Below are 22,509 nucleotides of genomic sequence, written 5' to 3'. Positions count from 1 at the left end.
CTGAGGCCCGATCACCAGGGCAGGTCGAGACTCGGTACCAGGCCGCCCGCGGCCGCGCCGGAGCCCGGGCACACGAGCACACCGTCGGCGTCGGCGAGGCCTCGGAGCATGGCTGCCCCGTGCCACGGCGTCGGCTCCGCATGCGCCGTGGCCGAGTCGGGATCGTGCACCGAGCGGTACGGACGCAGCACCGTCCCGGAACGGACCCCGTCGACGGGCGAGGCGAGCACCGCCGGTCGCAGGGCCGGAAGCTCGAGTCCCTGGAGGCCCGCGAGCACCGGGTGCACGAGCGTGAGGACACTGAGCAGTGCGGCGAGCGGGTTGCCGGGCAGCCCGACGAACAGGCGACCGTCCGGCAGCCGCGCGAGCAGCGCAGGGCCACCCGGGCGGACGTCGACGCCGTCCACGAGGAAGTCCGCTCCGGCGTCGCGGAGCAGCGCTCGGACATGATCGGCGCGAGAGTCGCCGGTGCCACCCGTGGTCACGACGAGGTCCCGCTGGTGGCGGGCAGGAGCGCCGACCGCACTCGTCAGTCCGAGGGCGTCGGTCGTGGTGGACGCGTCGTCGCCGACACGGACACTGGACGTGACGACGCCACCGAGCGACGCGACCACTCCCGGGAGCGACGGACCGAAGCTGTCGCGCACGAACCCGGGCGCGGGCACGCCGCTCGTGACGACCTCGTCACCCGTGAGGACCAGCCGGACCCGCGGGGTCGGTACGACGGACACGCGGTCGAAGCCGGCACCGGCGGCGACCGCGAGGTGCACGGGACCGAGACGCGTGCCGGCGTCGAGGACGGTCGACCCCGCGGGTGACTCGGTTCCGGCGGGCCGGATGTGCCGCCCCGGGCGCGGCTCCTCGCTCGGTGCGGACGGCGCGAGGTGGAGGCGAGCTGATCCCGCGCTCTGCTCGACCACGCCGTGCTCGAGCTGGAGCACGGCCTCGGCGCCCGCCGGGATCAGCCCACCGGTCAGGACGTCGACCGCGACACCGTCGCTGAGTCCGACCGATCGTGCGCGCTCGGCGTCTCCACCGGTCAGCAAGGTCCACGGGCCGACCCCGGCCACCGCCCAGCCGTCCATCGCCGAGGAGGCGTAGTGCGGGATCGCAATGGGCGAGACGAGCGGCGCCGCGAGGACGTGTCCGAGAGCCTCGGAGAGCGCCAGGGTGTCGACGACGTCGGACCGCTGCGCGGCACCCGCCGCATGCGCGATGCTGCGGGCGTCCGACCAGGAGGACCTCGTCATGCGGTCGAGTCCGAGGCGACCAGCCGTTCGACGGCCGCGGTCGCGGCCTCGGCGGCGGCGACCGGATCCGCCCCGCTCGCGAGCGCCTTCCCGACGGCGATGCCGACGAGGTAGGTGGTGAGCGGGGCGGCCGGACGCCGCACGGCGTGCGCGGCCGTGCCCGCGAGTCCGAGGACGGCGTCGATGTCGACCGCGACGTCGCCGAGCTCCAGCTCGGCGGACACCCGGTCGGTCCAGTCGGCGAGGACGGCATGCAGGTCATCGGTCATCGGAGACGCTCCTCAGGGTCGGCGGTCGGTGTGGTGGACGCGGTCGGCGTCGGCGACTCGACGGCGGTGACGACCCCGAGTTCGGCGGCGTCGGCCCAGGTGTCGACGTCGGCCGAGCCGCCGTCGGGAATGGGCACCTGTCGGAGGACGAGTCCGGCGAGCAGCTGGCGGACGGAGACACCCGCGAGGTCACCGCTCGGCTGCGACGCCCGGAGTGCGGCGACCCGGCGTTCCAGGGCCTCCCGGTGGTAGACGGCGAGCAGCGACTGCTCACGACCGGAGTCGTCCACCGCGACCCAGCCGTCGGTGCCGGTCCCGGTCGCGGCTGCTTCGAGCACCGCGGCGAGCGCAGGTGCGGCATCCGGCATGTCGCAGGCGAGGACGGCAACCTGCGTGGGGCCCTCGGCCGCGACGCCATCACGCAGGGCGTCCAGGCCTGCGGCGATGGCCGCGGCAGGGCCGCCGAAGACGGGGCGTTCACGGACGAAGCGGACCGGAGCGGTCGTCCGGGCCTCGGGGCCGACCACGACGACACGGCCGCCGGCCGCCCGCGCAGCATCGATCGCGAGCTGGAGGAGCGTCCGGCCGTCGCGGAATAACGACGCCTTCGCGACGCCGCCGAGACGGGAGGACCGCCCTCCCGCGAGGATGATCGCGTCGACGGACATGGCACCAGCCTAGGCCGCGATCCAGCCCCCGAGGCGGCTGCGGATCCGGTGAGGCACCTTGCCCTCGTCCGATGGGGGTGATAGCCATGAGCCATGACTCGCATCACGGCGCGCAGACGCGTCACCCGCATCACGGTGGGACAGCCCGCGCGCACCCGCGAGGACGTCCTCGCCGTCGAGGAGCCACTCGAGATCCGTGTCGGTGGTCGTTCGCTCGCCATCACGATGCGGACGCCCGGCCACGACGTCGACCTCGCCATCGGCTTCCTCGTCTCCGAGGGCGTCATCGGCCGGGGTGACGACGTCCGGACCGCGCGCTACTGCGCCGGAGCGACGGACGAGGGCGTCAACACGTACAACGTGCTCGACGTCGCCCTGTCCCCCGGCGTCCCCGCCCCCGATCCGAGCCTGGAACGGAACTTCTTCACCACCAGCTCGTGCGGCCTCTGCGGCAAGGCGAGCATCGACGCCGTCCGGACGAGCTCTCGCTACTCCGTCGCGGACGACGACTTCCGCCTCGACCCGGCGCTCCTCGTGACCTTCCCCGACCGTCTCCGGGCACAGCAGGCGGTCTTCGAGCGCACCGGCGGCCTGCACGCGGCCGGCCTGTTCGACGCCCGCACCGGCGAGATGCTCGTCCTCCGCGAGGACGTCGGCCGGCACAACGCCGTCGACAAGGTCGTCGGATGGGCGGCGAAGGAGGGGTTGCTCCCCCTCCGCTCCATGGTCCTGATGGTGTCTGGGCGCGCGAGTTTCGAGCTCACGCAGAAGGCCTCGATGGCCGGCATCCCGATGCTCGCCGCCGTCTCCGCTCCGTCGTCGCTCGCCGCCGAACTGGCCACCGAACTCGGGATGACGCTCGTCGGATTCCTCCGCGGCGACTCGATGGTCGTCTACAGCGGAGCGCATCGCCTTGCCGACCCGGCCGAAGGCTCGGCGCCAGCAGCACTCCAGACCGGAGCGAACGCATGAGCACCGAACCGCCCGTCGAGGACGTCACGGACGCCGACATCGAGGTCACCCACCCGAAGCACGTCGCCGTCGGCCTGCCCGGCATCCTGCACTCGATGGAGCCCGCCCTCCGGCAGCTCGGGCCGAAGCGGACCGCGGAACTCTTCACCTCGATCAACCAGCGCGGCGGCTTCGACTGCATGAGCTGCGCCTGGCCCGACCCGGACGACCGCAAGAAGCTCGAGTTCTGCGAGAACGGCGCGAAGGCCGTCATCTGGGAGGCGACGCCGGTCGTCATCCCGAGCGCGTTCTGGGCCGAACACTCGCTCACCGATCTCGCCGACAAGTCGGAGTACTGGCTCGGCATGCAGGGTCGGCTGTCGGAGCCCGTCTACAAGCCGGCCGGTTCGGACCACTACCGGCCGGTGAGCTGGGATGAGGCGTTCGCCATCGTCGGCGATCAGCTGCGTGGGCAGGCGTCCCCTGATGAAGCCGTCTTCTACACGAGCGGCCGCGCGTCGAACGAGGCGGCCTTCGTCTATCAGCTCTTCGTGCGCGCCTTCGGGACCAACAACCTCCCCGACTGTTCGAACATGTGCCACGAGTCCACCGGCACGGCGCTCGGCGAGGTGATCGGCGTCGGGAAGTCGACCATCCGGTACGAGGACTTCGAGCAGGCCGACCTCATCATCGTGATGGGCCAGAACCCGGGCACGAACCATCCACGCATGCTCACGGCGCTCGAGGACGCGAAGCAGGCGGGCGCGACGATCGTCTCGGTGAACCCGCTCCCCGAGGCGGCGCTCGAGCGGTACAAGAACCCGCAGACGGTCCGCGGCATGGTCGGGCGCGGCACGGTCATCTCCGACCAGTTCCTGCAGATCCGGCTCGGCGGCGACATGGCGCTGCTGCAGGCGGTCTCGAAGCGGGTCTTGGAGGCCGAGGCGGCGGCTCCGGGGACGATCCTCGACCACGCGTTCCTCGCCGAGCACTGCCTCGGACTCGAGGAGCTCACGGCCCACCTGGCCGACCTCGACGAGGCGGCGGTGCTCGAGGCGACCGGCCTCACGAGCGAGCAGATCGACGAACTCGCCGAACGCTACATCGCCTCGAACGCGACGATCGTCACCTGGGCGATGGGTCTGACCCAGCACAAGGCGGCGGTCAACGGGATCAAGGAGATCATCAACCTGCTCCTCCTCCGCGGGAACATCGGTAAGCCGGGCGCCGGTGCGTCGCCGATCCGCGGGCACAGCAACGTGCAGGGCGACCGGACGATGGGCATCTGGGAGCAGATGCCCGAATCCTTCCTCGCTGCCATGGAGCGCGAGTTCGCGGTCCCGATGCCACGGGAGCACGGGGTCGACGCGGTGAACGCGATCCGAGCGATGCAGCGGGGCGAGGTCCGCACGTGGATCTCGCTCGGCGGCAACTTCGTCGCGGCGATCTCCGACACGGCCGCTGCCGAGGCCGCGATCCGCGGAACGCAGCTGTCGGTGCAGATCTCCACGAAGCTCAACCGGTCGCACGCGGTCACCGGTGAAGCGGCGATCATCCTGCCGACCCTCGGGCGCACCGAGATCGACCTGCAGGCGAGCGGACCGCAGATGGTCAGCGTCGAGGACTCGGTGTGCGCGGTCCACGCCTCGCACGGCCGCATCCCGCCGGCAGCGCCCGGTCTGCTCTCCGAGGTCGCGATCATCACGCGCCTCGCGCGTGCGACGCTCGGTGAGGACTCGGGCATCGCCTGGCAGGCGTTCGAGGACGACTACGACACGATCCGCGAACACATCGGACGGGTCGTGCCGGGCTGCGAGGGGTACAACGAGCAGATCCGCCGCGAGGACGGCTTCGTCCTGCCGAACGGACCGCGGGACTCCCGCACGTTCACGAACCCCGAGGGGCGCGCCCTGCTGACGGTCAACGAGCTCGAACCGATCCACTGCCCGCCCGGTCGGCTGCTCCTGCAGACCCTGCGCTCGCACGACCAGTTCAACACGACGATCTACAGCCTGAACGACCGGTACCGCGGCATCAAGAAGGGCCGGAACGTCGTCTTCGTCAACCCGGACGACCTCCGCGACCTCGGCTTGGACGACGGGCAGACGGTGGACGTCTTCAGCGAGTGGGCCGGGCAGCCGGATCGGGAGCTCCGCGGCTTCCGCGTCGTCTCCTACCCGACCGCTCGTGGATGTGCCGCGGCGTACTTCCCCGAGGCGAACGTCCTCGTCCCGCTCGATTCGACGGCCGACCGGAGCAACACCCCGGTCTCGAAGGCGATCGTCGTGCGGTTGCAGCCGGCCGCCTGACACCCGGAGCGACGTCGGCGCGGGCGACGGTCCGAGCGGTTCATTCGTACGCTCGGAGGAGCTGCCAGCGTCCGCGCGCGGTGTCGAGTCGGATGTCGAAGACGAAGGACCGGCCGTCTGCAGCGGTCGCCTGGAACCGCCAGGCGGGGGTCGCCGCGGGCGGATGGGTGACGAACGAGACGTTCGGCTCGAGTGGTGTCGGGGTGTCGGTGACGAGGTACCGGGCTCCATCCCAGAACAGTCGCTCCGGCACGCCTGCCGGCGTCGTCCAGACCGCGATCTCGGTGCTCGTGATCAACATGCGTGGCCTCCCGTCGTTCGAACATACGTTCGATAGAGAGTGAGCCTAACCCGACATCCGACGACACGCCAGCCCGGATCGGCCGGGGATTCAGTCTCCCGGCGTGTCGGCGAGGAACCGCTTGATGTCCTCGCCCATCACCGTCGCCTCGGTGTGGTGCAGGTAGTGGCCGCCGTCGAGTCGGACGAGTTCACTCCGGTCGACTCCGGCGAGCTGCTCCTCGTGAAGGGGCACCCAGTCGGAGAGTTCCGGGTCGTCGCCGACGACGAACATGAGGATCGGCAGGTCGGCCGGGAACGCTTGGGATCGGGCCGCCTTGAAGTTGCCAGGCGTGTGGGCGATCTCGTCGAGCAGCGTCGGCGACATCGCATTGCGGTTCGTCAGGATCGCGAGTTGGCGCTTCGTGTCGGCGTCGTACGGGAGGCCCTCGTACGGGTCGGGCGCGCTGGCGGTGAGGAAGCGGAGGATGCCGAGGGCCTTCAGCGTCTCGACGCCGTCGGTCGGTGTCGGCTCGTCACTTCCGGGCTGGGTCGGGACGCTCGTGTCGATCCCGATGAACGCCGTCACCTCGGCGCGGAACCGCTCCAGATACTCGAGGGCGTAGATGCCGGCGATCGAGTGTCCGGCGAGGACGTAGCGGTCGATGCCGAGGTGCTGCAGGGCGGCGTGCACCTCGCCGGCGATGTTGGCCGAGGTCCGGGGCACGTCCGTCTGATCGCTGAGGCCGTAGCCGAACGGCTCGACCACCACCACCCGGTACTGATCGCGGAGCTCGTCGACGAGCGGCTCGAAGTCGAGGCCGGGTGCCGCGGTGCCCTGCCCGGGCAGCAGGACGATCGTCTCGGCGCCGGAACCACTGATGACGACGTTCATGTCCTTGCCGTCGACGTCGACCAACTGCCCATAGGGCTGCAGGTCGCCCGCTTCCGACGAACTCGCGACGGCGTTCACGATGCTCGTCGTCGCGAGACCCGCTGCGACGAGGCCGGCGATCGTGGCGATCGAGATCAGTGGAACCTTCAGGAGCTTGCGCATCGTCACCCATCGTGAGGAGTCGGCGGCGGGCGGTCGCACCGCGCCGATTCCATCCTCACGGAGCGAGCGCATCGCCACATCCGCCGCTGGGCGAGGACATGCCCGACACACCTACGCAATTGTGCGCAAGTGAAGCGCGGCTTCGAGTGCGACCGACGACGGAGCCGGCTGGAAGCGGTGGGCTTCCAGCCGGCTCGTGGTCGGTTCGCCTACTCGGCGGGCGGCGGGCTCTGCGGGTCCGTCGACTGCGGCGCCATCGGAGGCTGCTTCGGCTCCTGCGGAGGGCGGGACTCCTGCGGACGCTGTTCCTGCTGCGGAGGCGCAGGAGGAACCGGCGACGACGGAGCCTGTGGCTGCGGAGGCCCCCACTGCTGCGGCGCGGGCTGTGCGGGAGCAGGCTGCCCGGGCGCGGACCCCTGCCAGGAGGGCGTGGGCCACTGCTGGCCCGGCTGCTGCGGGGTGGGCTGCTGCGGGGCCGGCTGCCCCTGGTATGGCTGCCCCTGGTAGCCCTGCCCCGGGTGCCCCTGCCCATACTGGCCGGGGTTCGGCTGGCCGGGGTTCGGCTGGCCGCCATACGGCTGCTGCTGCCCCTGGTACGGCTGCTGGGGGTACGGCTGCCCCTGGTACGGCTGCTGCGGTTGCTGTCCCGGGTAGCCCTGCTGGCCCTGGTATCCCTGCTGACCCGGGTAACCCTGCACGGGGTAACCAGGTGCGGCCTGCTGGTAGACCTCCGGACGGTACGGCTGCTGCCCGTAGCTCACCCGCTCGCCCTCCGGCTTCGGCGAGAACGCCCGCACGATCACGGGGATCACGGCGGAGATCGCCGCAGCGAGCGTCGTGGCCGCGGCGATGCGCCACCACCAGTCAGCCCAGGTGCCCTCGGGGAACGCCATGGGCAGCACGAGCACGAGGACCGTGGCGATGATGAGCGCGATCGTCACGATGCCGGTGGCCCTGACCACGGTGGACGTGGCGCGGGTGACGAAGTGGAGGAAGTACACCTGGATGATGATGAGCGCGAGACGCACGATGATGAGGATGCCGAGGAACAGCATGATCTGCGTGGACCAGACGAACCCGTCGGAGGTGTTCGGCGGCTGGAGCCACCCGTTCCACAGCTTCAGGAGGCCGACGGTGACGAGGAAGATGTTCACCAACGTCGACACCGCGAGGTACCACTTGTTGGGTCCGTGGCCGGCTGCGGCGTCGAGCGACACGGCACCGACGAAGGCCGCGAGCAGCAGCAGCGTGAGCCAGACCCGCCCGGCGATGTCGGCCTGATCGCCGACGATGATGAAGTATCCGCCGATGATCGCCGCCGCGACGAGCGTTCCGATCGTCAAGGTCAGCGCGAGCACTGCCGACCGTGAGCGGCGCGGTGTGGTCTCGACCATTCGAAATCCCCAATCTGTCGTGAGTGCCAACAGTACCGGGGTGGCATCCGCATGGAAGGGAGGCCTCCCTACCTCTGGGGAGGACTCCCGCTTCTCCACAGCGGAGAAGCGGGGTCGCGGTCGGGCAGTCGGTCAGGGGCGGTGGTAGTCGGCTTCGGCGACGTGCTCGAGCCAGGTGGTGCTCGTGGCCGGGTCGTCCGCCTGCTCGAACATCGCGAGGTGCTCCATGTAGTCGTCCGGCGTGGCCCCGTGCCAGTGTTCCTCGCCGGGCGGGGTGTAGACCGTCTGACCCGGCTGGACGACGAGAACGGCACCGTCGCGCGTGCCCATGAGGGCGGCTCCCTCGGTGACGTGGAGGGTCTGCCCGTTGGCATGCGAGTGCCATGCGGTGCGGGCGCCGGGGAGGAACCGCACCTTTGCGACCACCATGTGCTGGCCGTCCTGCTGCGGCGCGGCCAGCAGGTCGAGGTAGACGTCGCCGGTGAACTGCTCGGCGGGGTTCTTGATCGTCGCGGGTTTCGGTTGGATCTGCATACGGACGACGCTACGGCCGTGCACGTCGGCGAGGGAGTGTCCAGCAGTACACCCTTCGGCGATCGCGACAGTACTGTGGACTCCGTCCCCGCCGAGCCCGCAGCGGTGTGACCCCCGAGCCAAGGAGAAGCACATGTCGGTCGGCCTGCTCGCCGTTGTCGATGACATCCTCAGCGCAGCCCTCAAGGCGAGTGCGAAGACCGCCGGCGTCGTCATCGACGATGCGGCCGTCACCCCGCAGTACGTGCAGGGGCTCACCCCCGCGCGGGAACTGCCGGTCGTGTGGCGGATCGCCCGCGGCAGCCTCATCAACAAGTTCGTCATCATCATCCCGATCGCCCTGCTACTCACGGCGTTCGCGCCCTGGGTGCTGCCGTTCCTCCTCATCATCGGAGGCACCTACCTCTGCTTCGAGGGTGCGGAGAAGGTCATGGAGTGGTTCGGCATGCACCACGCGGAGGCGGAGGAGGACGTCCGCGACGAGAAGAAGCTGGTCTCCGGGGCGGTCCGCACCGACCTGATCCTCAGCACGGAGATCATGCTCATCTCCCTCGCCAGCCTCGACTCCGGGCTCGGCATCTGGATGACGCTGGGGGCCCTCCTGGTCATCGGCCTCGTCATGACCGCGGTCGTCTACGGCGCGGTCGCCCTGCTCGTGAAGATCGACGACATCGGACTCCGGCTCATGAAGAACCCGTCACGCGGCGTCCGCCGCACCGGTGCACGGATCGTCGCGTCGATGCCCGCGGTCTTCCGCGTCATCAGCGTCGTCGGCACGGTCGCGATGCTCTGGGTCGGCGGCCACCTCGTGATCGCGAACCTCGCCGAGACGTTCTGGCACGGCCCGTACGACCTCCTGCACGTCGTCACCCACGCGATCGAGGCCGCCGGACCGGTCGTCGTCTGGATCGCCGACACCGCGATGTCCGCCGTGTTCGGACTCGTCCTCGGTCTGATCGTCGTCGCGATCGTGACCGGGATCTCGCGCCTGCGGTCACGGAACCAGCCCGCGAAAGCTACTCACTAGCGGAGACAGCCGCGCTGCCGAGCGTCAGCGGAGCGGGCGGGCGTAGCAGAGCGACATCGGGATGACCTCGTACGGCGAGTAGATCGGGATGGGCTCGTAGCCGAGCCACTCATAGAGCCGCACGGCCTCGGGCTGGCGGTCGCCGGTCTGCAGGATGAGGCGGGACGCCCCCTCGGCACGGGCGGTGTCCTCGACGGCGGTGATCAGACGCTTCGAGACGCCCCGCCCGCGGTGAGCCGGGAGGGTGACGACGCGCTTGAGCTCCCATTCGCCGTGCAGTCGGCGCAGGGCGGCGTGACCGACCGGCTCGCCGTCGATGAGGGCCAGGAAGGTCGCACTGATGTCGGCAGGATCGACGGTGAACGCGGTCAGCGCTCGCTCGGCGGCCTCGGGGTCCCAGTCCTCCCAGGCCGACGCGTACCGTGCGTCCATCTCCTCGTCCATCGCGGCGCGGAGCCGCACGGCCCGCTCGTCGTCCCAGGCGACTCGCTCGATGACGACGGGGTTCAGCTCGGGCATGCGGTTCCTTCGGGACGGGCTGCTGCGGCGCGATCGGCACGTCGACGCCGTCTGCCAGTGTCCCACGACGAAGACCCGTCGGAGCGCTTCACCTCCAGCATGACGGGGACTCCTGCCCAGCCTGCGCTGCTACCGTGGCGAGCCCCAGGAACCCGTCAACCGCGGAGGCACCGTGCTCACCATCCCAGGCGTCGTCGTCGGCCCAGCGCTCCGACTGATCCGCGCGAACCGCGCCTTCGTGAGTGAGGCCGGCGCGCGCCGCCGGATCCGGGAACGCACCCTCCGGCCGGCGTCCTACGGTCCGCCCGGCACCCTCCGCAGCGACGTCCGGGTCGACGTCGAACGTTTCGGAGAGTGGCCGGTGTACACCGTGTCCCCCACGCGACGACCGGCGATCGGCGGGGTCGTGTACGCGCACGGCGGCGGCTGGGTCGGCGAGATCGCACCGCAGCACTGGACGCTGGCGGCCACCATCGCCGCGGAGACCGGCGCCGTGGTCACACTCCCGATCTACCCGCTCGTGCCCTACGGCACCGCGGCGGTGGCGCAGAACGGCGTCGTCGAGCTGGTCCGGCGCAGCATCGAGCGGCACGGGCCGACCGTCCTCGCGGGCGACTCGGCCGGCGGTCAGATCGCCCTGTCGGCTGCGCTCCGACTCCGGGACGAGGGTGTCGTCCTGCCGATGACCACCCTGCTGTCACCGGCGCTCGACCTCACCTGGAGCAACCCGCGGATCCCCCTCGTGCAGCCGAGCGACCCCTGGCTGGCGACGCCCGGTGGGCGCGTGTTCGCGGAGCACTGGCGCGGCGATCTGGACATCACCGATCCGACCGTGAGCCCCCTCTTCGGCGACTTCGCCGGGCTCGGACCACTCACGCTCTTGAGCGGGACCCGCGACGTCCTCAACCCCGACGCAGAGCTGCTCGTCGACCGAGCCGAAGCGGCCGGCGTCACCGTCGACTACCACGAGGGCACCGGACAGTTCCACGTCTGGGCACTACTGCCGACCCGCGCCGGAGAGGCCGCCACGCAGACGATCGTCCGCAGCGTCACGCGCGGGCTGCGCTGAGTCGCGCGAAACGGCTCGAGATCGCGGCGGAATCGGACATCTTCGGGCGACTCAGCGCCGGATCGAGACCGAGCTACGCGGTCCGGCGCTTGCGGACCTCACGCAGGACCATCTGCTCCGGGCACACGGTGGACAGGAAGTCGCCCACCGACAGCGCGAGGCGCTCACCGACGAGTGAGTAGAGGATGCGGTTCGCATCGCGGCGCTCGGAGACGAGGCCGGCCTGGCGCAGGACGCTCAGGTGCCGCGAGATGGTCGGACCGGTGGCGTCGAAGCGTGCGGCGATCTCCCCCGCGGCGAGCTCGCCGTCTTTGAGGTCCTGCAGGATCTGCCGCCGCGTCGGATGAGCGAGCGCGGCGAAGATGTCCGACGCTGTATCTGCCATGTTTGCAATCTAGCACAATTGCGATATACAGTTTCGCTATATTGCTAACAAGCGAAGGAGACAGCATGCGAGTGGCCATCACCGGTGGGACCGGGTTCGTCGGACGACACCTGGCCGAGCGACTGCAGCACGACGGGCACGAGATCGTCGTCGTCTCCCGACGCACCGGCGTGGAGATCGACGACGTCGAGGCGTTGACCGCCGCGTTCGCCGACTGCGACGCGGTCGCGCACTGCGCCGGGATCAACCGGGAGCTCGGCGACCAGACCTTCCAGCGCGTGCACGTCGACGGCACCCGGGCGGTCGTGGACGCGGCCCGTCGCGCCGGCGTCGGTCGCATCGTGCTGGTGAGTTTCCTCCGCGCGCGCCCCGACTGCGGCTCCGGATACCACGAGACGAAGTGGGCGGCCGAGGAGATCGTGCGGGGCTCGGGCATCGCGCACACCGTCCTCAAGTTCGGCATGATCTACGGCGCAGGCGACCACATGGTCGATCACGTCACCAAGGCCGTCCGCACCGTCCCGGTGTTCGCGACCGTCGGCTACCGCGAGCGCCGCGTGCGTCCGGTGCCGGTCGCGGACGCCGTCGACGTCCTCGTCGCAGCACTCGAGGGCCGGGTGTCGGAGCCGACCGTCGCGGTCATGGGCGCCGAGGAACTCGAGCTGGGTGCGGCCGTGCGCCGGATCGCGCACGTGGCCGGACGCCGCCCGCTGTACGTCCCGGTCCCCGTGTGGACGATCCGCCTGCTCGCGGGCGCGACGGAACGCCTCATGAAGACGCCGTTGGTGGCGAAGGCGCAGGCACAGATGCTGGCGGAAGGAGTGAGCGAGGCGGCCCCAGCGGCACCGGAACTCCCCGCGGATCTCCGTCCCTCACGCCGCTTCGACGAGTCCCGGATCCGTGCCGCGCTCCCCGTCGGCCGCTTCACGCTCCACGACCTCCGCCTGCCGCGCTCGTCCCGCTGAGTCGCCCGAAACTGCTCGAAGTTCGGGCTGAAACGCACAGATTCGGGCAACTCAGGGCGTCGAGGGCGGGACCGGCCCCGTCGACTCCCGCGCGATGAGCGTCGTCGCGAGCTCGAGGTGATGGGAGAACGGCCGCTCGCCAGCATGCAGGCGGAGGACGGTGTCGACCGCCGCCCGGCCGATGTCGTGCATCGAGGTGTGGACGGTCGTCAGGAGCGGAACGGTCAGCATCGCCGAGTACGTGTCGTCGTAGCCGACTACGCTCACGTCCTCCGGCACGCGGAGACCGGCCTGGACGACCGTGCGGATGACGGCGAAGGCGTCGGCGTCGTTGGTCGCGAACACGGCGGTCGGCGGGTCGTCGAGTGCGAGCATGCGCTCGACCGCCCGCGCCGAGGTGCCCATCCCCTCCTCCGAGACGAGCCCTGGGTCGAGCGTGACACCGGCCGACAAAAGCGCCTCTCGATAGCCGATCGCCCGCGCATGAAGGCCGGGATTCGCCGGATGTCCGCCCACGAAGGCGATCCGCCGATGCCCGAGGCCGACGAGGTGCTCGACCGCCTGCTGACCACCGGCCGCATGGCTCGACCCGATGCTCGCCACCGAGCGGTCGAGCGGATCCGGCGAGTCGACCGCGACGAGCGCGATGCCCGCGTCGAGGCAGGCATCGACGATGTCGGCTGCGATGGGCGTCGTGACGACGATCATGCCGATCGCACCTCGCGCCGCGACGCCGTCGACGAAGCTGCGGTCGAGCGCCACCTCGTCTCCGGTCGCATCCGTGGACCCGAAGCCGGAACCGGGCGACAGCACCCGCGTCACGAGATCGACGTCCGACCGCTGTGCCGCGGCGACCATGCCGTCGAGGACACGGAGGGAGTAGACGCTGTGCAGGGTGTCGAACACGACGTGGATGGTTCGCGGAACACCGGGGATCGACCGGGGTGTCGGGCGGTACCCGAGCTCACGCACGGCCGTCTCGACCCGGGCACGGGTCGCCTCGGACATGCCCGAACGACCGTTGATCACCTTCGAGACGGTCGCGATCGAGACACCGGCGCGCTCTGCGATCGACGCCAGCGTCGGACCCGTCATGGGTGTGCGTGCCATGGAGCCTCTCCCTCGTCCCGCAGCGGGCAGCCGTCCGACGCGCCCAGCCTAGCGAAACAGTTTCGAATCGACGCGTTGACGACGCCTGGCCGCTCAGCCTACCTTCGGGGTCAGGGCGCACGACGCCGAAAGACTTTCGTCATCCCGATCTGCACTGGAGCACGTCATGACCACCATCCCGTTCACCGGCGACTGGATCGTCCGCGCACCCCGAGGCCCGTTCGCCGCCGTCCAGGGCGGTGCCGACGACTCGCTGGCCGTGACCCTCCCGCACGACGCCCTGCGCGATACCGAGCGCTCGCCGGACGCAGTCGCCAAGGGCGGGGCCGCCTACTTCCCCGCCGGCGCGTTCAGCCAGGTGAAGACCTTCGAGGTCCCCGCCGAGTGGTCCGGTCGCATCGTCCGGCTCGAGATCCAGGGCGCGTTCCGTCACGCGATGGTGTACCTCAACGACGAGTTCGCCGGCAATCGTGCCGACGGCTTCGCGCGCTTCTTCGTCGAGCTCACCCCGTTCCTCCGTTTCGGCGAGACGAACACGCTGCGCATCGAGACCCGCGCAGGGCAGGACTCCCGCTGGTACGCCGGAGCCGGCCTGCACCGCCCGGTCCTCCTGCACGTCGACGAGCCCACGCACGTCGAACCCGACGGTGTCCGCATCACGACGATCCGGATCGAGGACGACCAGGCGGTGCTCGAAGTGGCGACGACCATCGTCAACCGGGGTCTCACCAGGAGCGCGCGCGTCCTCGTGACGGAACTCGCCGGCCCGGACGGGAGCGTGGTGGAGGGCGAGCGCACGCCGGTCACCGTCGCGCCAGGCGGTAGCGCGCTCATCCGCCAGCGCCTGTACGTGCCGGACGCAGCCCTGTGGAGCGTCGACTCGCCGGCACTGTACTCGGCGAGGACCTCGCTCGAGGTCGACGACCGACCCGCCGACGAGGCGGCCGTCGTCCACACGGTCCACGGCATCCGCACGGTCACCGTCGACCCTCGGAAGGGTCTCCGCATCAACGGCGAGCCGGTGCTCCTGCGCGGCGCCTGTGTCCACAGCGACAACGGTCCGCTCGGTGCAGCGTCGATCGCGCGCGCCGAGGAACGGCGTATCCAGCTCCTCAAGGACGCCGGCTTCAACGCGATCCGCGCGGCCCACAATCCGGCGTCGCCCGCCATGCTCGACGCCTGCGACCGCATCGGCATGCTCGTCATGGACGAGGCCTTCGACATGTGGGGCCGGGGCAAGACGGACCACGACTACTCCCTCGACTTCGCGCAGTGGTGGCGGGCCGATCTGGAGTCGATGGTGGCGAAGGACATGAACCATCCGAGCGTGATCATGTACTCGATCGGCAACGAGATCGTCGAGGTCGGCACCCCGCACGGTGCGATCCAGGCGCGGGAACTCGCCGAGCACGTGCGCGCGTTGGATCCGACACGACTCGTGACGAACGGCGTGAACGCGACCCTGGCCGTGCTCGACGATCTGGACGGCATCATGGCGTCGGACCAGGGGTTGAACGAGCTGATGGGCGAAGCGGGCGCGAACATGATGAGCCTCATCGGTTCCTCCGACGCCGTCACGACGCGCACCGAGGAGTCCAGTGCAGCCCTCGACGTCCTCGGTCTCAATTACGCGGACGGCCGCTACGCGAGCGATGCCGAGCGGTTCCCGCACCGCGTGATCGTCGGCTCGGAGACCTTCCCGACGCAGATCGGCGACCTCTGGCCGCTCGTCGAGGTGAACCCGAACGTGATCGGCGACTTCACCTGGACCGGCTGGGACTACCTCGGCGAGGTCGGCATCGGTGCGACCTCCTACGCTGAGGACCCGGAGGCGAACGGCGCACTCGAGCGCGAGTTCCCGTACCTCACCGCGTGGTGCGGCGACTTCGACATCACCGGCTGGCGGCGGCCGGTGTCGTACTACCGGGAGATCGTCTTCGGTCTGCGGTCCGAGCCGGCCATCGCGGTGCTCCGACCGGAACGGCACGGGCAGACGATCACGATGCAGTCCCCGTGGGCGTGGAGCGACTCGGTCGACTCGTGGACATGGCCCGGTTTCGAGGGCGCGCCGGTGACGGTCGAGGTCGCCGCCGATGCCGACGAGGTGGCCCTACTGCTCGACGGTGTGGAGGTGGCGCGTGGGCCGGTGGGTGGACGCCGGCCGAAGCTCGCCGTGTTCGAGACCGTCTACCGGCCGGGCACGCTCGAGGCGGTCGCGTTCCGCTCGGGCGCGGAGGTCGGACGCACCGCGCTCGTCTCCGCCACCGGACCGACCAGGCTCGTGGCGACCGCCGACCGGACGACGCTCCGCGCCGACGACACCGATCTCGCCTTCATCGCGATCGAGCTGCGGGACGCGGCCGGCGTCCTCGTCACCGGCGCCGACCGCGAGGTCTCGGTCAGCGTCGCGGGCGAGGGTCGGCTCGCGGGCTTCGGAACCGGCACCCCGAAGACGACCGAGCGCTTCGACGCGACCACGCGCACCACTTTCGACGGACGGGCGCTGGCGATCGTCCGGCCGAGCGGGCCCGGTGCCATCACGGTGACGGTGAGCGGCGCCGGCCTCGACGACGTCGTCTTGGATCTGGAGGCAGCGGCTCGCTGAGTCGCCCGATTCTGCACGGATATCGCCGTATTCCGTGCAGAACGGGGCGACTCAACGCCCCATGGATCTGAGCAGCAGCGAGGCGAGTTCGTAGCGCGCCCGGCCGACCGGCTCGCGAGGGTCGTATCCCAGGATCCGGGTGAAGTGATCGTGCTTGCCCTGCAACGTCGAGTGGTGCATGCCGAGCTCCTGCGCTGCTGACCGCACACTGTCGCCTCGCACCAGCGCGTCGAGCACCCGCACGGCACGATCGTCGAGTGCGGCGAGCGCCGAGACGTCCGGCACCCCAGCGGCGGTGGCGGCCAACTCCCGGACCGCGTCAGCGAGGATACCGAGGTCCGCGATGTCGACGACCCGGTGGGAGGCGTCCGTCATGCTGATGGCCAACTGCGCGTCCGCCCACGATCGCACCAGCTGGGTCGCGACGCCCGGGCGTCCGATTCCGGCGACGCCGTCGACAGTAGTCGGTCCCGGCACCGAGTCGGGACCGCTGATGATCGTCGCCCGCAGCACGCCACCGGTGCCGACCGTGAGGGCCGACGGACCGCCGAGCGGGTGCACCGACGGTGACGTCGCGATCACCCGCAGGGCGGAGCCGGAGAGGGACAGTCGTTCGGCGGCCTGCGATCGTTCCGACTCGGAACGGTCGGCATCGAGCAGGATCTGCACCGACGAGTCCGCCTGCGGGTGACGCCGCGACCGCAGTAGGGCCACGGCGAGCGCGAACCGTTCGAGCACGATCGCGTCGTTGGCGTGGGCGACTCCGACGCGTTCCAACCAGACGGACCCGTCACCGGCGACCGTGCGCGTCGGCCAGTCCGCGGGGTCGCCGGGCAGGCGGTGGCCGGCGGGATCGACGCGGACGGCGGCCTCCGGGGTACGCGCTCCTGCTGGTACCCCGGCCAAAACGGCTGCTCCACGGGTGAGCGCTTCGGTGTTCACCCCGCCCCCGACGAGCGCGTCGAAGTAGGCGATGACCTTCAGACCTTCACTCGCCTCGGGATCCAAGGCGGTGAGGCGGCCGACGAGTTCCTGCATGGCGTCACTCCGATGTGCCTGTGACGACCCAGCATAGGGAACCGGACCGTCACAGGCGATGCCCTCAGGGCGCGAGCAGGCGAGCGACCCAGGCGTTCCGGGCGGCGGTCATGGCCCGAGCGAGTTCGGCGTGCGGCGCGAGCATGTCGAATCCGTGGAACCCACCCGGCCACACGTGGAGCTCGGCTTGGACGCCGGCCTGCCAGAGCGACGTCGCGTAGGCGACGTCCTCGTCACGGAAGACCTCTGCACTGCCGCAGTCGATGAAGGCGGGTGGCAGGCCGGTCAGATCGGTTGCGCGTGCCGGGGCGGCGTAGATGGAGACGTCGTCGCCACCGACACGGTCGCCGAGCAGTGCGGTCCAGCCGGTGATGTTGCTGCCCCGGTCCCAGACGCCGACCCCGTCGATCTGCGCGGTCGAGATGGTGGCGTCACGATCGTCGAGCATCGGGTAGATGAGGACCTGGCCGGCGAGCTCCGGACCGCTCCGATCGCGGGCCAGGAGCGCGACACCAGCAGCAAGCCCTCCGCCGGCGCTCGCTCCGGCGATGATGAACCGAGCCGGATCCATGCCGAGTTCCTGCGCGTGCTCCGCCGTCCAGACGAGCGCGGCGTAGCAGTCCTCAACGGGGTACGGGTCGGGGAACTCGGGCGCGAGTCGGTACTCGACGGTCACGACGGTGGCGTCGAGTTCGACGATCCACGGCAGGAACTGGCCGAGCCCCACGAAGCGGTCGCCCATGACCATCCCGCCGCCGTGGGTGTGGAACACGCCTGGCCCGGTGCCGGTCTTGCCTGCTCGCGCGAGCACGGAGAGGGAGATCTCGGCACCCTCGTACCCGGCGATGGTCAGATCGCGGCGCTCGACCCCGGCTTCGGCGAGCATCTCGTCCACGGGGAGCGAGACCGGCGACGCCTGGCGCAGCATCGGGATCATGTCGGCGGTGAGGGTCGAGGGCATCAGATCGCCGACGGCGGCGAGGACCGCAGCGAGCTCGGGATCGAAGGGCGGGTGGTTCGCGGTCGCGGTCATGATGAACTCCAATGTCCACAGCGGATGACGGTGTCCCCAGTCTGCTGCTCGCGACGGCCCGACTCACCCGCCGAACGTGCCCGTCTTCCCGGCATCGCACCGCCATCTGGCGGGCTCCGGACGCGCTGAGTCGCCCGATTCTGCACGATCTCAGCCTGATTTCGTGCAGATCCGGGCGAACGAACGCGCCTAGTGCGGGTCGAGGCGGTTGAGCATCGCGACGGTCTGGTCGTACTCGCCGCGGACCTCGGCGTAGCGCAGGAACTTGACGTTCTCGACCTGGATCTCCGTGGCGTCGGGCTGCGACTCGATGAGGCCCATGACCTCGTCGGCGAACGCGTCGAGTGGCATCGCGAAGTCGCTCTCCTCCTGGCCGGGCATGAGCGAGGTGCGGACGGCCGGCGGGACGAGCTCGACGACACGGACGCCCGTGTCCGCCAGCTGGAGGCGGATCGACTCGCTCAGCATGTGGATGGCCGCCTTGCTCGCGTTGTAGGTCGGCGTCACCCGCAGCGGGGTGAAAGCGAGGCCCGAGGAGACGGTCATGATCGTGGCGTCCGGTCGGCTGCGGAGCTGTTCGATGAACGCGCCGATGAGCCGGATGGGCCCGAGGACGTTCGTCGTGATGATCTCCTCGGCGGTCGCGACGAAGTCGGAACCAGTCCAGTCCTCGCCGCGCATGACGCCGGCCATCGTGATGAGCACGTTCATCTCCGGGTGCTCCGCGATGACCTGCTTCGCCGCGGCTTCGATGCTCGCAGGATCTGCTGTGTCGATCCGCACGGTGTGGAGGCCGGGCTCGTCGGCGGCGATCGACTCGAGGAGTTCGGTGCGTCGCCCGCCGATGATGACGGTGTTGCCGGCTGCGTGGAGGCGTCGTGCGAGAGCGAGGCCGATGCCGCTCGTCGCGCCGGGGATGAAGACGGTGTTTCCGGTGATCTGCATGGATCGAGTCTCCGTCGGTGACGACGGCCGCACCAGGGTGCGGCGATCCATGGATCCGCGATCCCTGGATCGCCTGGCCGCGGAGGCGGATACTGGCGGGATGGATCGCCCAGCGCTCGCCGACTTCCTCCTCCGACACCGATCGGCGTTGCAGCCCGCGGACGTCGGTCTGAGCAGCGGACCTCGGCGACGGACGGCCGGGCTCCGACGCGAGGAGGTCGCACAGCTCGCAGCGATGTCGACCGACTACTACGCGCGGCTCGAGCAGCAGCGGGGTCCGCAGCCGAGCACGCAGATGCTGGGTTCACTCGCGCGGGCGCTCCGATTGAGTGCAGAGGAACGCGACTACCTGTATCGGATCGCCGGACACAACGCGCCGACCCGCCTCGCAGCGACCGACTACGTCGCGCCGGCGCTTCTGCGCGTCCTCGACCGGCTCACCGACGCACCCGCGCTGATCCTGTCGGCGCTCGGCGAGACGCTCGTCCAGAACGACCCGGCCCGGGCGCTGTTCGGCGATGCGAACCGATACCGGGGCCTGGAACGCAGCGCGATCTACCGCTGGTTCCTGCACCCGGAGGAGCGCGAGCGATACCCCGCCGAGGACCGGGACCGGCAGAGTCGAGCGCAGGTCGCGTCGCTGCGTGCGGCCTACGGCTCGTTGGGGGCGCAGTCGCCGGCCGGCGAGATCGTCGAGGCGCTCACCGGGCACAGTGAGGAGTTCCGGCGACTGTGGGCGACGCACGAGGTCGGGCGGCGCTTCGAGGACCACAAGGTGCTCATCCACCCCGAGATCGGCCCCATCGAGCTGGACTGTCAGGCCCTGTTCACCGAGGACCAGTCGCAGGCACTCCTCGTCCTCACGGCCGCGCCGCACACCGAGGCCGCAAGCAAGCTCAAGCTCCTCGCCGTGCTCGGGACGCAGACCTTCGAGGGTGCGCGGTAGCGGAAGCGCCGGCCGAACGGTTCAGGCCGTCGGTGCTGTCCGCAGCTTCCGACGCCGGACAGCCCCGCCGATCGCGATGCCGACGACCCCGACGATCACCGGGACGACCAGGCCGAGGACGACGACCGCGAGGAGCGCCAGGACGAAGCTCGGCATCAGGCCGCCGCCGATCAGGTCGACCACGAGCAGCGGGATGAACGCCAGCAGCACGAGCCAGGCGAGCCCCGGCTGACGCGACACCGCGAGGATGCCGACCGCAAGCCAGACGCCCGCGCCCCAGAGCAGGAGGCCGAGGGTGAAGCGCCAGGAGTCGTACGCCTGGTATGGCAGGAGTTGCGGACCGGGTGCGGCCAGATCCGGGTTGCCGATCACGACCAGCGAGGCGACTACGAGGCCGACGGCGGCGAGCACGAGGGCAAAGACACCGAAGACACGCACGGCTACCTCCTAGGGTCACGAATTCGATCAGATGTGGCCCAGCCAATCACACCGAGGGGAGATGTCCCCATTCCCTGCCCGTCGCGCACCGCGTACGTTCGAGGGATGAACGACGACGGACGCACCGAGACCGGCGAGCAATCACCCGCACCGGAGCAGGACAAGCTGCTGATCGAGTGGCTGGAGATCATGCACCCGCGCCTCGCACGATTCGGGGACTTCCTCACACCGCGCGAGGTCGTCACCGATTACTCGCGGGACTCGCTCGTCTCCCTCGAGCGGCTCATCCTCCACCGTTGGCCGGACCGCCACGCCTTCGCGCAGGAGCAGGACACCGATTTCAACGACGGTGCCACGCGATACATCGGCGAGACCTACCTGCGGATCGGCGGCGGCGGGTGGTTCGTGAACCACGATCCGAAGTTTTTGTACTCGGGTCGGCTCTGCATCCTGCTCGACGTCGAGATGCCCGTCCCGATCTCGCCGCTCAACCTGATCATCACGATGTTGAGCCGGCGCACCGGCAATGTCCTCACAAGGATCTGGGACGGGCAGACGACGAACGTCACCGAGCGGCGTCTCACCGAACCGGGCTGGGAGCCGACGCGCGAGCCGTTCCCCGGCGCGATCCCGATGTCCCGCTTGAGCTCAGCCCTCACGCCTTCCGTCCGCTGACCCCCAGGGTCTCAGCCACCCACGCGGTCGAACGGCCAGGCGAGATGTGCTGGACTTGCCTGATGACCACACCGCTCGAACGCGCGCTCGTCCTGCAGGCGATGCACGTCCCCGGAAACCCGCTGATCCTGCCGAACGCCTGGGACGTCGCCTCCGCCCGCGCCATCCTGGCGTCCGGCGCCCGCGCGATCGCGACGACGAGTGCCGGGGTCGCCTGGTCGCTCGGGCACCGCGATGGGAACGAGCTGACTCGCGACGTCGCCCTCGATACCGCGCGGCGGATCGCATCCGCGGTGCCCGTCCCACTCTCCGCGGACATCGAGGGCGGCTACGGCGAGACACCGGACGAGGTCGCCAGCACGATCGCCTCCTGCATCGACGCGGGCGCCTCCGGGGTGAACCTCGAGGACTCCCTCCGCCCGATCGCGGAACAGGAACGACGGATCGCGGCAGCACGGTCTGCCGCTGACGAGGCCGGGATCCCCCTCTTCATCAACGCCCGGATCGACACGCATCGACTCGGCGACATCGAAGGCGACCGCTGGTTCGACGAGACGGTGACGCGTGCCGCTGCGTATGCACGGGCCGGCGCGAGCGGGATCTTCGTACTCGGAGCCCTCCGAGTCGACACGATCGAGCGGCTCACCGACGCGACGACGCTGCCGCTCAACGTCGCCTTCGGTCCGGGAACGCTGACGATCAGCGAGCTCGCGAGAGCCGGCGCGAGTCGCATCAGCGCTGGTTCGTCGATCGCGGAAGCCGCTTACAGCCTCGCGCAGCAGTGGGCGACGGCGATGCTCGAGACGCCCGATGCAGCTCCCGCATCACCGCCCACGCTCGGCTGGGCCGCACTGAACCAGCTCATCCGGGACTGAACCCCCGACGGGGTCAGCGGTACGACGACCACACGTCGCGGATCGCCTCGAGCTGTCGGTCGATCGTGAAGCCGGAGATGTCCAGGACGACGTCGACCTCCGGCGGCGATGCGAGCAGGTCGTGCAGCAGATCGAACTCGGCGTCCGTCAGATACGCGGGGCGCGTCG

23 protein-coding genes are annotated in these 22,509 nt (G+C 70.3%); 9 read left to right on the top strand and 14 right to left on the bottom strand.

What is annotated here, in order from left to right; translation table 11 throughout:
* Window positions 1–11 precede the first annotated feature (11 nt).
* From GV015_RS04880 to GV015_RS04870, 3 genes are read right to left on the bottom strand one after another with little or no spacing between them, the layout of a single operon-like run.
* On the bottom strand, window positions 12–1,250 hold the full coding sequence (locus GV015_RS04880) for a molybdopterin molybdotransferase MoeA (RefSeq protein WP_159876981.1): 1,239 nt from the start codon (window positions 1,248–1,250) through the stop codon (window positions 12–14).
* Window positions 1,247–1,519, bottom strand: coding sequence for a DUF6457 domain-containing protein (locus tag GV015_RS04875; protein WP_159876979.1), 273 nt, complete (start codon window positions 1,517–1,519; stop codon window positions 1,247–1,249). The genes GV015_RS04880 and GV015_RS04875 overlap by 4 nt, the downstream gene beginning before the upstream one ends.
* Window positions 1,516–2,187, bottom strand: a complete 672-nt coding sequence (locus GV015_RS04870; protein ID WP_159876977.1) for a molybdenum cofactor guanylyltransferase — start codon at window positions 2,185–2,187, stop codon at window positions 1,516–1,518. Before GV015_RS04870 ends, GV015_RS04875 begins: the two co-directional genes overlap by 4 nt.
* A 93-nt stretch (window positions 2,188–2,280) precedes the next feature.
* Here GV015_RS04870 and fdhD point away from each other — a divergent pair, with 93 nt between their 5' ends.
* Both fdhD and GV015_RS04860 read left to right on the top strand, forming a co-directional pair.
* Window positions 2,281–3,159 carry a formate dehydrogenase accessory sulfurtransferase FdhD gene (gene fdhD / locus GV015_RS04865; RefSeq protein ID WP_159876975.1) on the top strand — a complete coding sequence of 293 codons (879 nt, stop codon included), beginning with the start codon at window positions 2,281–2,283 and terminating at the stop codon, window positions 3,157–3,159.
* The gene (locus GV015_RS04860; RefSeq protein WP_159876973.1) at window positions 3,156–5,447 is read left to right on the top strand and encodes an FdhF/YdeP family oxidoreductase; all 2,292 of its coding nucleotides are present in this window, start codon (window positions 3,156–3,158) and stop codon (window positions 5,445–5,447) included. Before fdhD ends, GV015_RS04860 begins: the two co-directional genes overlap by 4 nt.
* A gap of 40 nt (window positions 5,448–5,487) precedes the next feature.
* On the opposite strand, the gene GV015_RS04855 is transcribed toward GV015_RS04860, so the two are convergent.
* The 4 genes from GV015_RS04855 to GV015_RS04840 form a co-directional block, all read right to left on the bottom strand.
* On the bottom strand, window positions 5,488–5,748 hold the full coding sequence (locus tag GV015_RS04855) for a hypothetical protein (RefSeq protein ID WP_079704601.1): 261 nt from the start codon (window positions 5,746–5,748) through the stop codon (window positions 5,488–5,490).
* A 90-nt stretch (window positions 5,749–5,838) separates the two neighbouring features.
* Window positions 5,839–6,783: an alpha/beta fold hydrolase gene (locus tag GV015_RS04850; RefSeq protein WP_159876971.1), complete on the bottom strand. Its 945-nt coding sequence runs from the start codon at window positions 6,781–6,783 to the stop codon at window positions 5,839–5,841.
* Between the two features lie 209 nt (window positions 6,784–6,992).
* Window positions 6,993–8,177 (bottom strand): hypothetical protein, encoded by a 1,185-nt coding sequence (locus GV015_RS04845; protein ID WP_159876969.1) that lies wholly within the window; start codon window positions 8,175–8,177, stop codon window positions 6,993–6,995.
* 132 nt (window positions 8,178–8,309) lie between these two features.
* A complete protein-coding gene (locus GV015_RS04840; RefSeq protein WP_159876967.1) occupies window positions 8,310–8,711 on the bottom strand; it encodes a cupin domain-containing protein in 402 nt (133 codons plus the stop codon).
* A 133-nt stretch (window positions 8,712–8,844) separates the two neighbouring features.
* Between GV015_RS04840 and GV015_RS04835 the strand changes: the two genes are divergently transcribed.
* On the top strand, window positions 8,845–9,738 hold the full coding sequence (locus GV015_RS04835) for a DUF808 domain-containing protein (RefSeq protein ID WP_159876965.1): 894 nt from the start codon (window positions 8,845–8,847) through the stop codon (window positions 9,736–9,738).
* Between the two features lie 24 nt (window positions 9,739–9,762).
* On the opposite strand, the gene GV015_RS04830 is transcribed toward GV015_RS04835, so the two are convergent.
* Window positions 9,763–10,257 (bottom strand): GNAT family N-acetyltransferase, encoded by a 495-nt coding sequence (locus GV015_RS04830; RefSeq protein WP_079704598.1) that lies wholly within the window; start codon window positions 10,255–10,257, stop codon window positions 9,763–9,765.
* Between the two features lie 172 nt (window positions 10,258–10,429).
* Here GV015_RS04830 and GV015_RS04825 point away from each other — a divergent pair, with 172 nt between their 5' ends.
* Window positions 10,430–11,326 (top strand): alpha/beta hydrolase fold domain-containing protein, encoded by an 897-nt coding sequence (locus tag GV015_RS04825; protein ID WP_159876963.1) that lies wholly within the window; start codon window positions 10,430–10,432, stop codon window positions 11,324–11,326.
* Between the two features lie 73 nt (window positions 11,327–11,399).
* Here GV015_RS04825 and GV015_RS04820 read toward each other — a convergent pair whose 3' ends face one another.
* Window positions 11,400–11,711: a metalloregulator ArsR/SmtB family transcription factor gene (locus tag GV015_RS04820; RefSeq protein ID WP_064295846.1), complete on the bottom strand. Its 312-nt coding sequence runs from the start codon at window positions 11,709–11,711 to the stop codon at window positions 11,400–11,402.
* A 65-nt stretch (window positions 11,712–11,776) separates the two neighbouring features.
* On the opposite strand from GV015_RS04820, the gene GV015_RS04815 reads away from it, so the two are divergent.
* Window positions 11,777–12,676, top strand: coding sequence for an NAD-dependent epimerase/dehydratase family protein (locus GV015_RS04815; RefSeq protein WP_159876961.1), 900 nt, complete (start codon window positions 11,777–11,779; stop codon window positions 12,674–12,676).
* Between the two features lie 51 nt (window positions 12,677–12,727).
* On the opposite strand, the gene GV015_RS04810 is transcribed toward GV015_RS04815, so the two are convergent.
* The gene (locus GV015_RS04810) at window positions 12,728–13,786 is read right to left on the bottom strand and encodes a LacI family DNA-binding transcriptional regulator (protein WP_201299353.1); all 1,059 of its coding nucleotides are present in this window, start codon (window positions 13,784–13,786) and stop codon (window positions 12,728–12,730) included.
* Between the two features lie 166 nt (window positions 13,787–13,952).
* Here GV015_RS04810 and GV015_RS04805 point away from each other — a divergent pair, with 166 nt between their 5' ends.
* Window positions 13,953–16,391 carry a glycoside hydrolase family 2 TIM barrel-domain containing protein gene (locus GV015_RS04805; RefSeq protein ID WP_159876959.1) on the top strand — a complete coding sequence of 813 codons (2,439 nt, stop codon included), beginning with the start codon at window positions 13,953–13,955 and terminating at the stop codon, window positions 16,389–16,391.
* Between the two features lie 51 nt (window positions 16,392–16,442).
* On the opposite strand, the gene GV015_RS04800 is transcribed toward GV015_RS04805, so the two are convergent.
* The 3 genes from GV015_RS04800 to GV015_RS04790 form a co-directional block, all read right to left on the bottom strand.
* Window positions 16,443–17,429 carry a hypothetical protein gene (locus GV015_RS04800; RefSeq protein ID WP_159876957.1) on the bottom strand — a complete coding sequence of 329 codons (987 nt, stop codon included), beginning with the start codon at window positions 17,427–17,429 and terminating at the stop codon, window positions 16,443–16,445.
* 64 nt (window positions 17,430–17,493) lie between these two features.
* Window positions 17,494–18,462 (bottom strand): alpha/beta hydrolase, encoded by a 969-nt coding sequence (locus tag GV015_RS04795; RefSeq protein WP_159876955.1) that lies wholly within the window; start codon window positions 18,460–18,462, stop codon window positions 17,494–17,496.
* A 189-nt stretch (window positions 18,463–18,651) separates the two neighbouring features.
* On the bottom strand, window positions 18,652–19,407 hold the full coding sequence (locus GV015_RS04790; protein WP_159876953.1) for an SDR family oxidoreductase: 756 nt from the start codon (window positions 19,405–19,407) through the stop codon (window positions 18,652–18,654).
* A gap of 100 nt (window positions 19,408–19,507) precedes the next feature.
* On the opposite strand from GV015_RS04790, the gene GV015_RS04785 reads away from it, so the two are divergent.
* Entirely contained in the window at window positions 19,508–20,353 is an 846-nt protein-coding gene (locus GV015_RS04785; RefSeq protein WP_159876951.1) for a helix-turn-helix transcriptional regulator, read from the top strand.
* 21 nt (window positions 20,354–20,374) lie between these two features.
* Here GV015_RS04785 and GV015_RS04780 read toward each other — a convergent pair whose 3' ends face one another.
* Window positions 20,375–20,791: a hypothetical protein gene (locus GV015_RS04780; RefSeq protein ID WP_159876949.1), complete on the bottom strand. Its 417-nt coding sequence runs from the start codon at window positions 20,789–20,791 to the stop codon at window positions 20,375–20,377.
* Window positions 20,792–20,896: 105 nt separating this feature from the next.
* On the opposite strand from GV015_RS04780, the gene GV015_RS04775 reads away from it, so the two are divergent.
* Both GV015_RS04775 and GV015_RS04770 read left to right on the top strand, forming a co-directional pair.
* Complete coding sequence (locus tag GV015_RS04775; protein ID WP_159876947.1) at window positions 20,897–21,466, top strand: hypothetical protein; 570 nt, start codon at window positions 20,897–20,899, stop codon at window positions 21,464–21,466.
* Between the two features lie 62 nt (window positions 21,467–21,528).
* Window positions 21,529–22,341, top strand: coding sequence for an isocitrate lyase/phosphoenolpyruvate mutase family protein (locus GV015_RS04770; protein WP_159876945.1), 813 nt, complete (start codon window positions 21,529–21,531; stop codon window positions 22,339–22,341).
* The last annotated feature ends 168 nt before the right edge of the window (window positions 22,342–22,509 follow it).

The sequence above is a fragment of the Plantibacter sp. T3 genome, from assembly GCF_902506515.1.
In the GTDB taxonomy this organism is placed as follows: Bacteria; Actinomycetota; Actinomycetes; order Actinomycetales; family Microbacteriaceae; genus Plantibacter; species Plantibacter auratus.
This window is presented reverse-complemented; position numbering and strand designations above follow the sequence as displayed.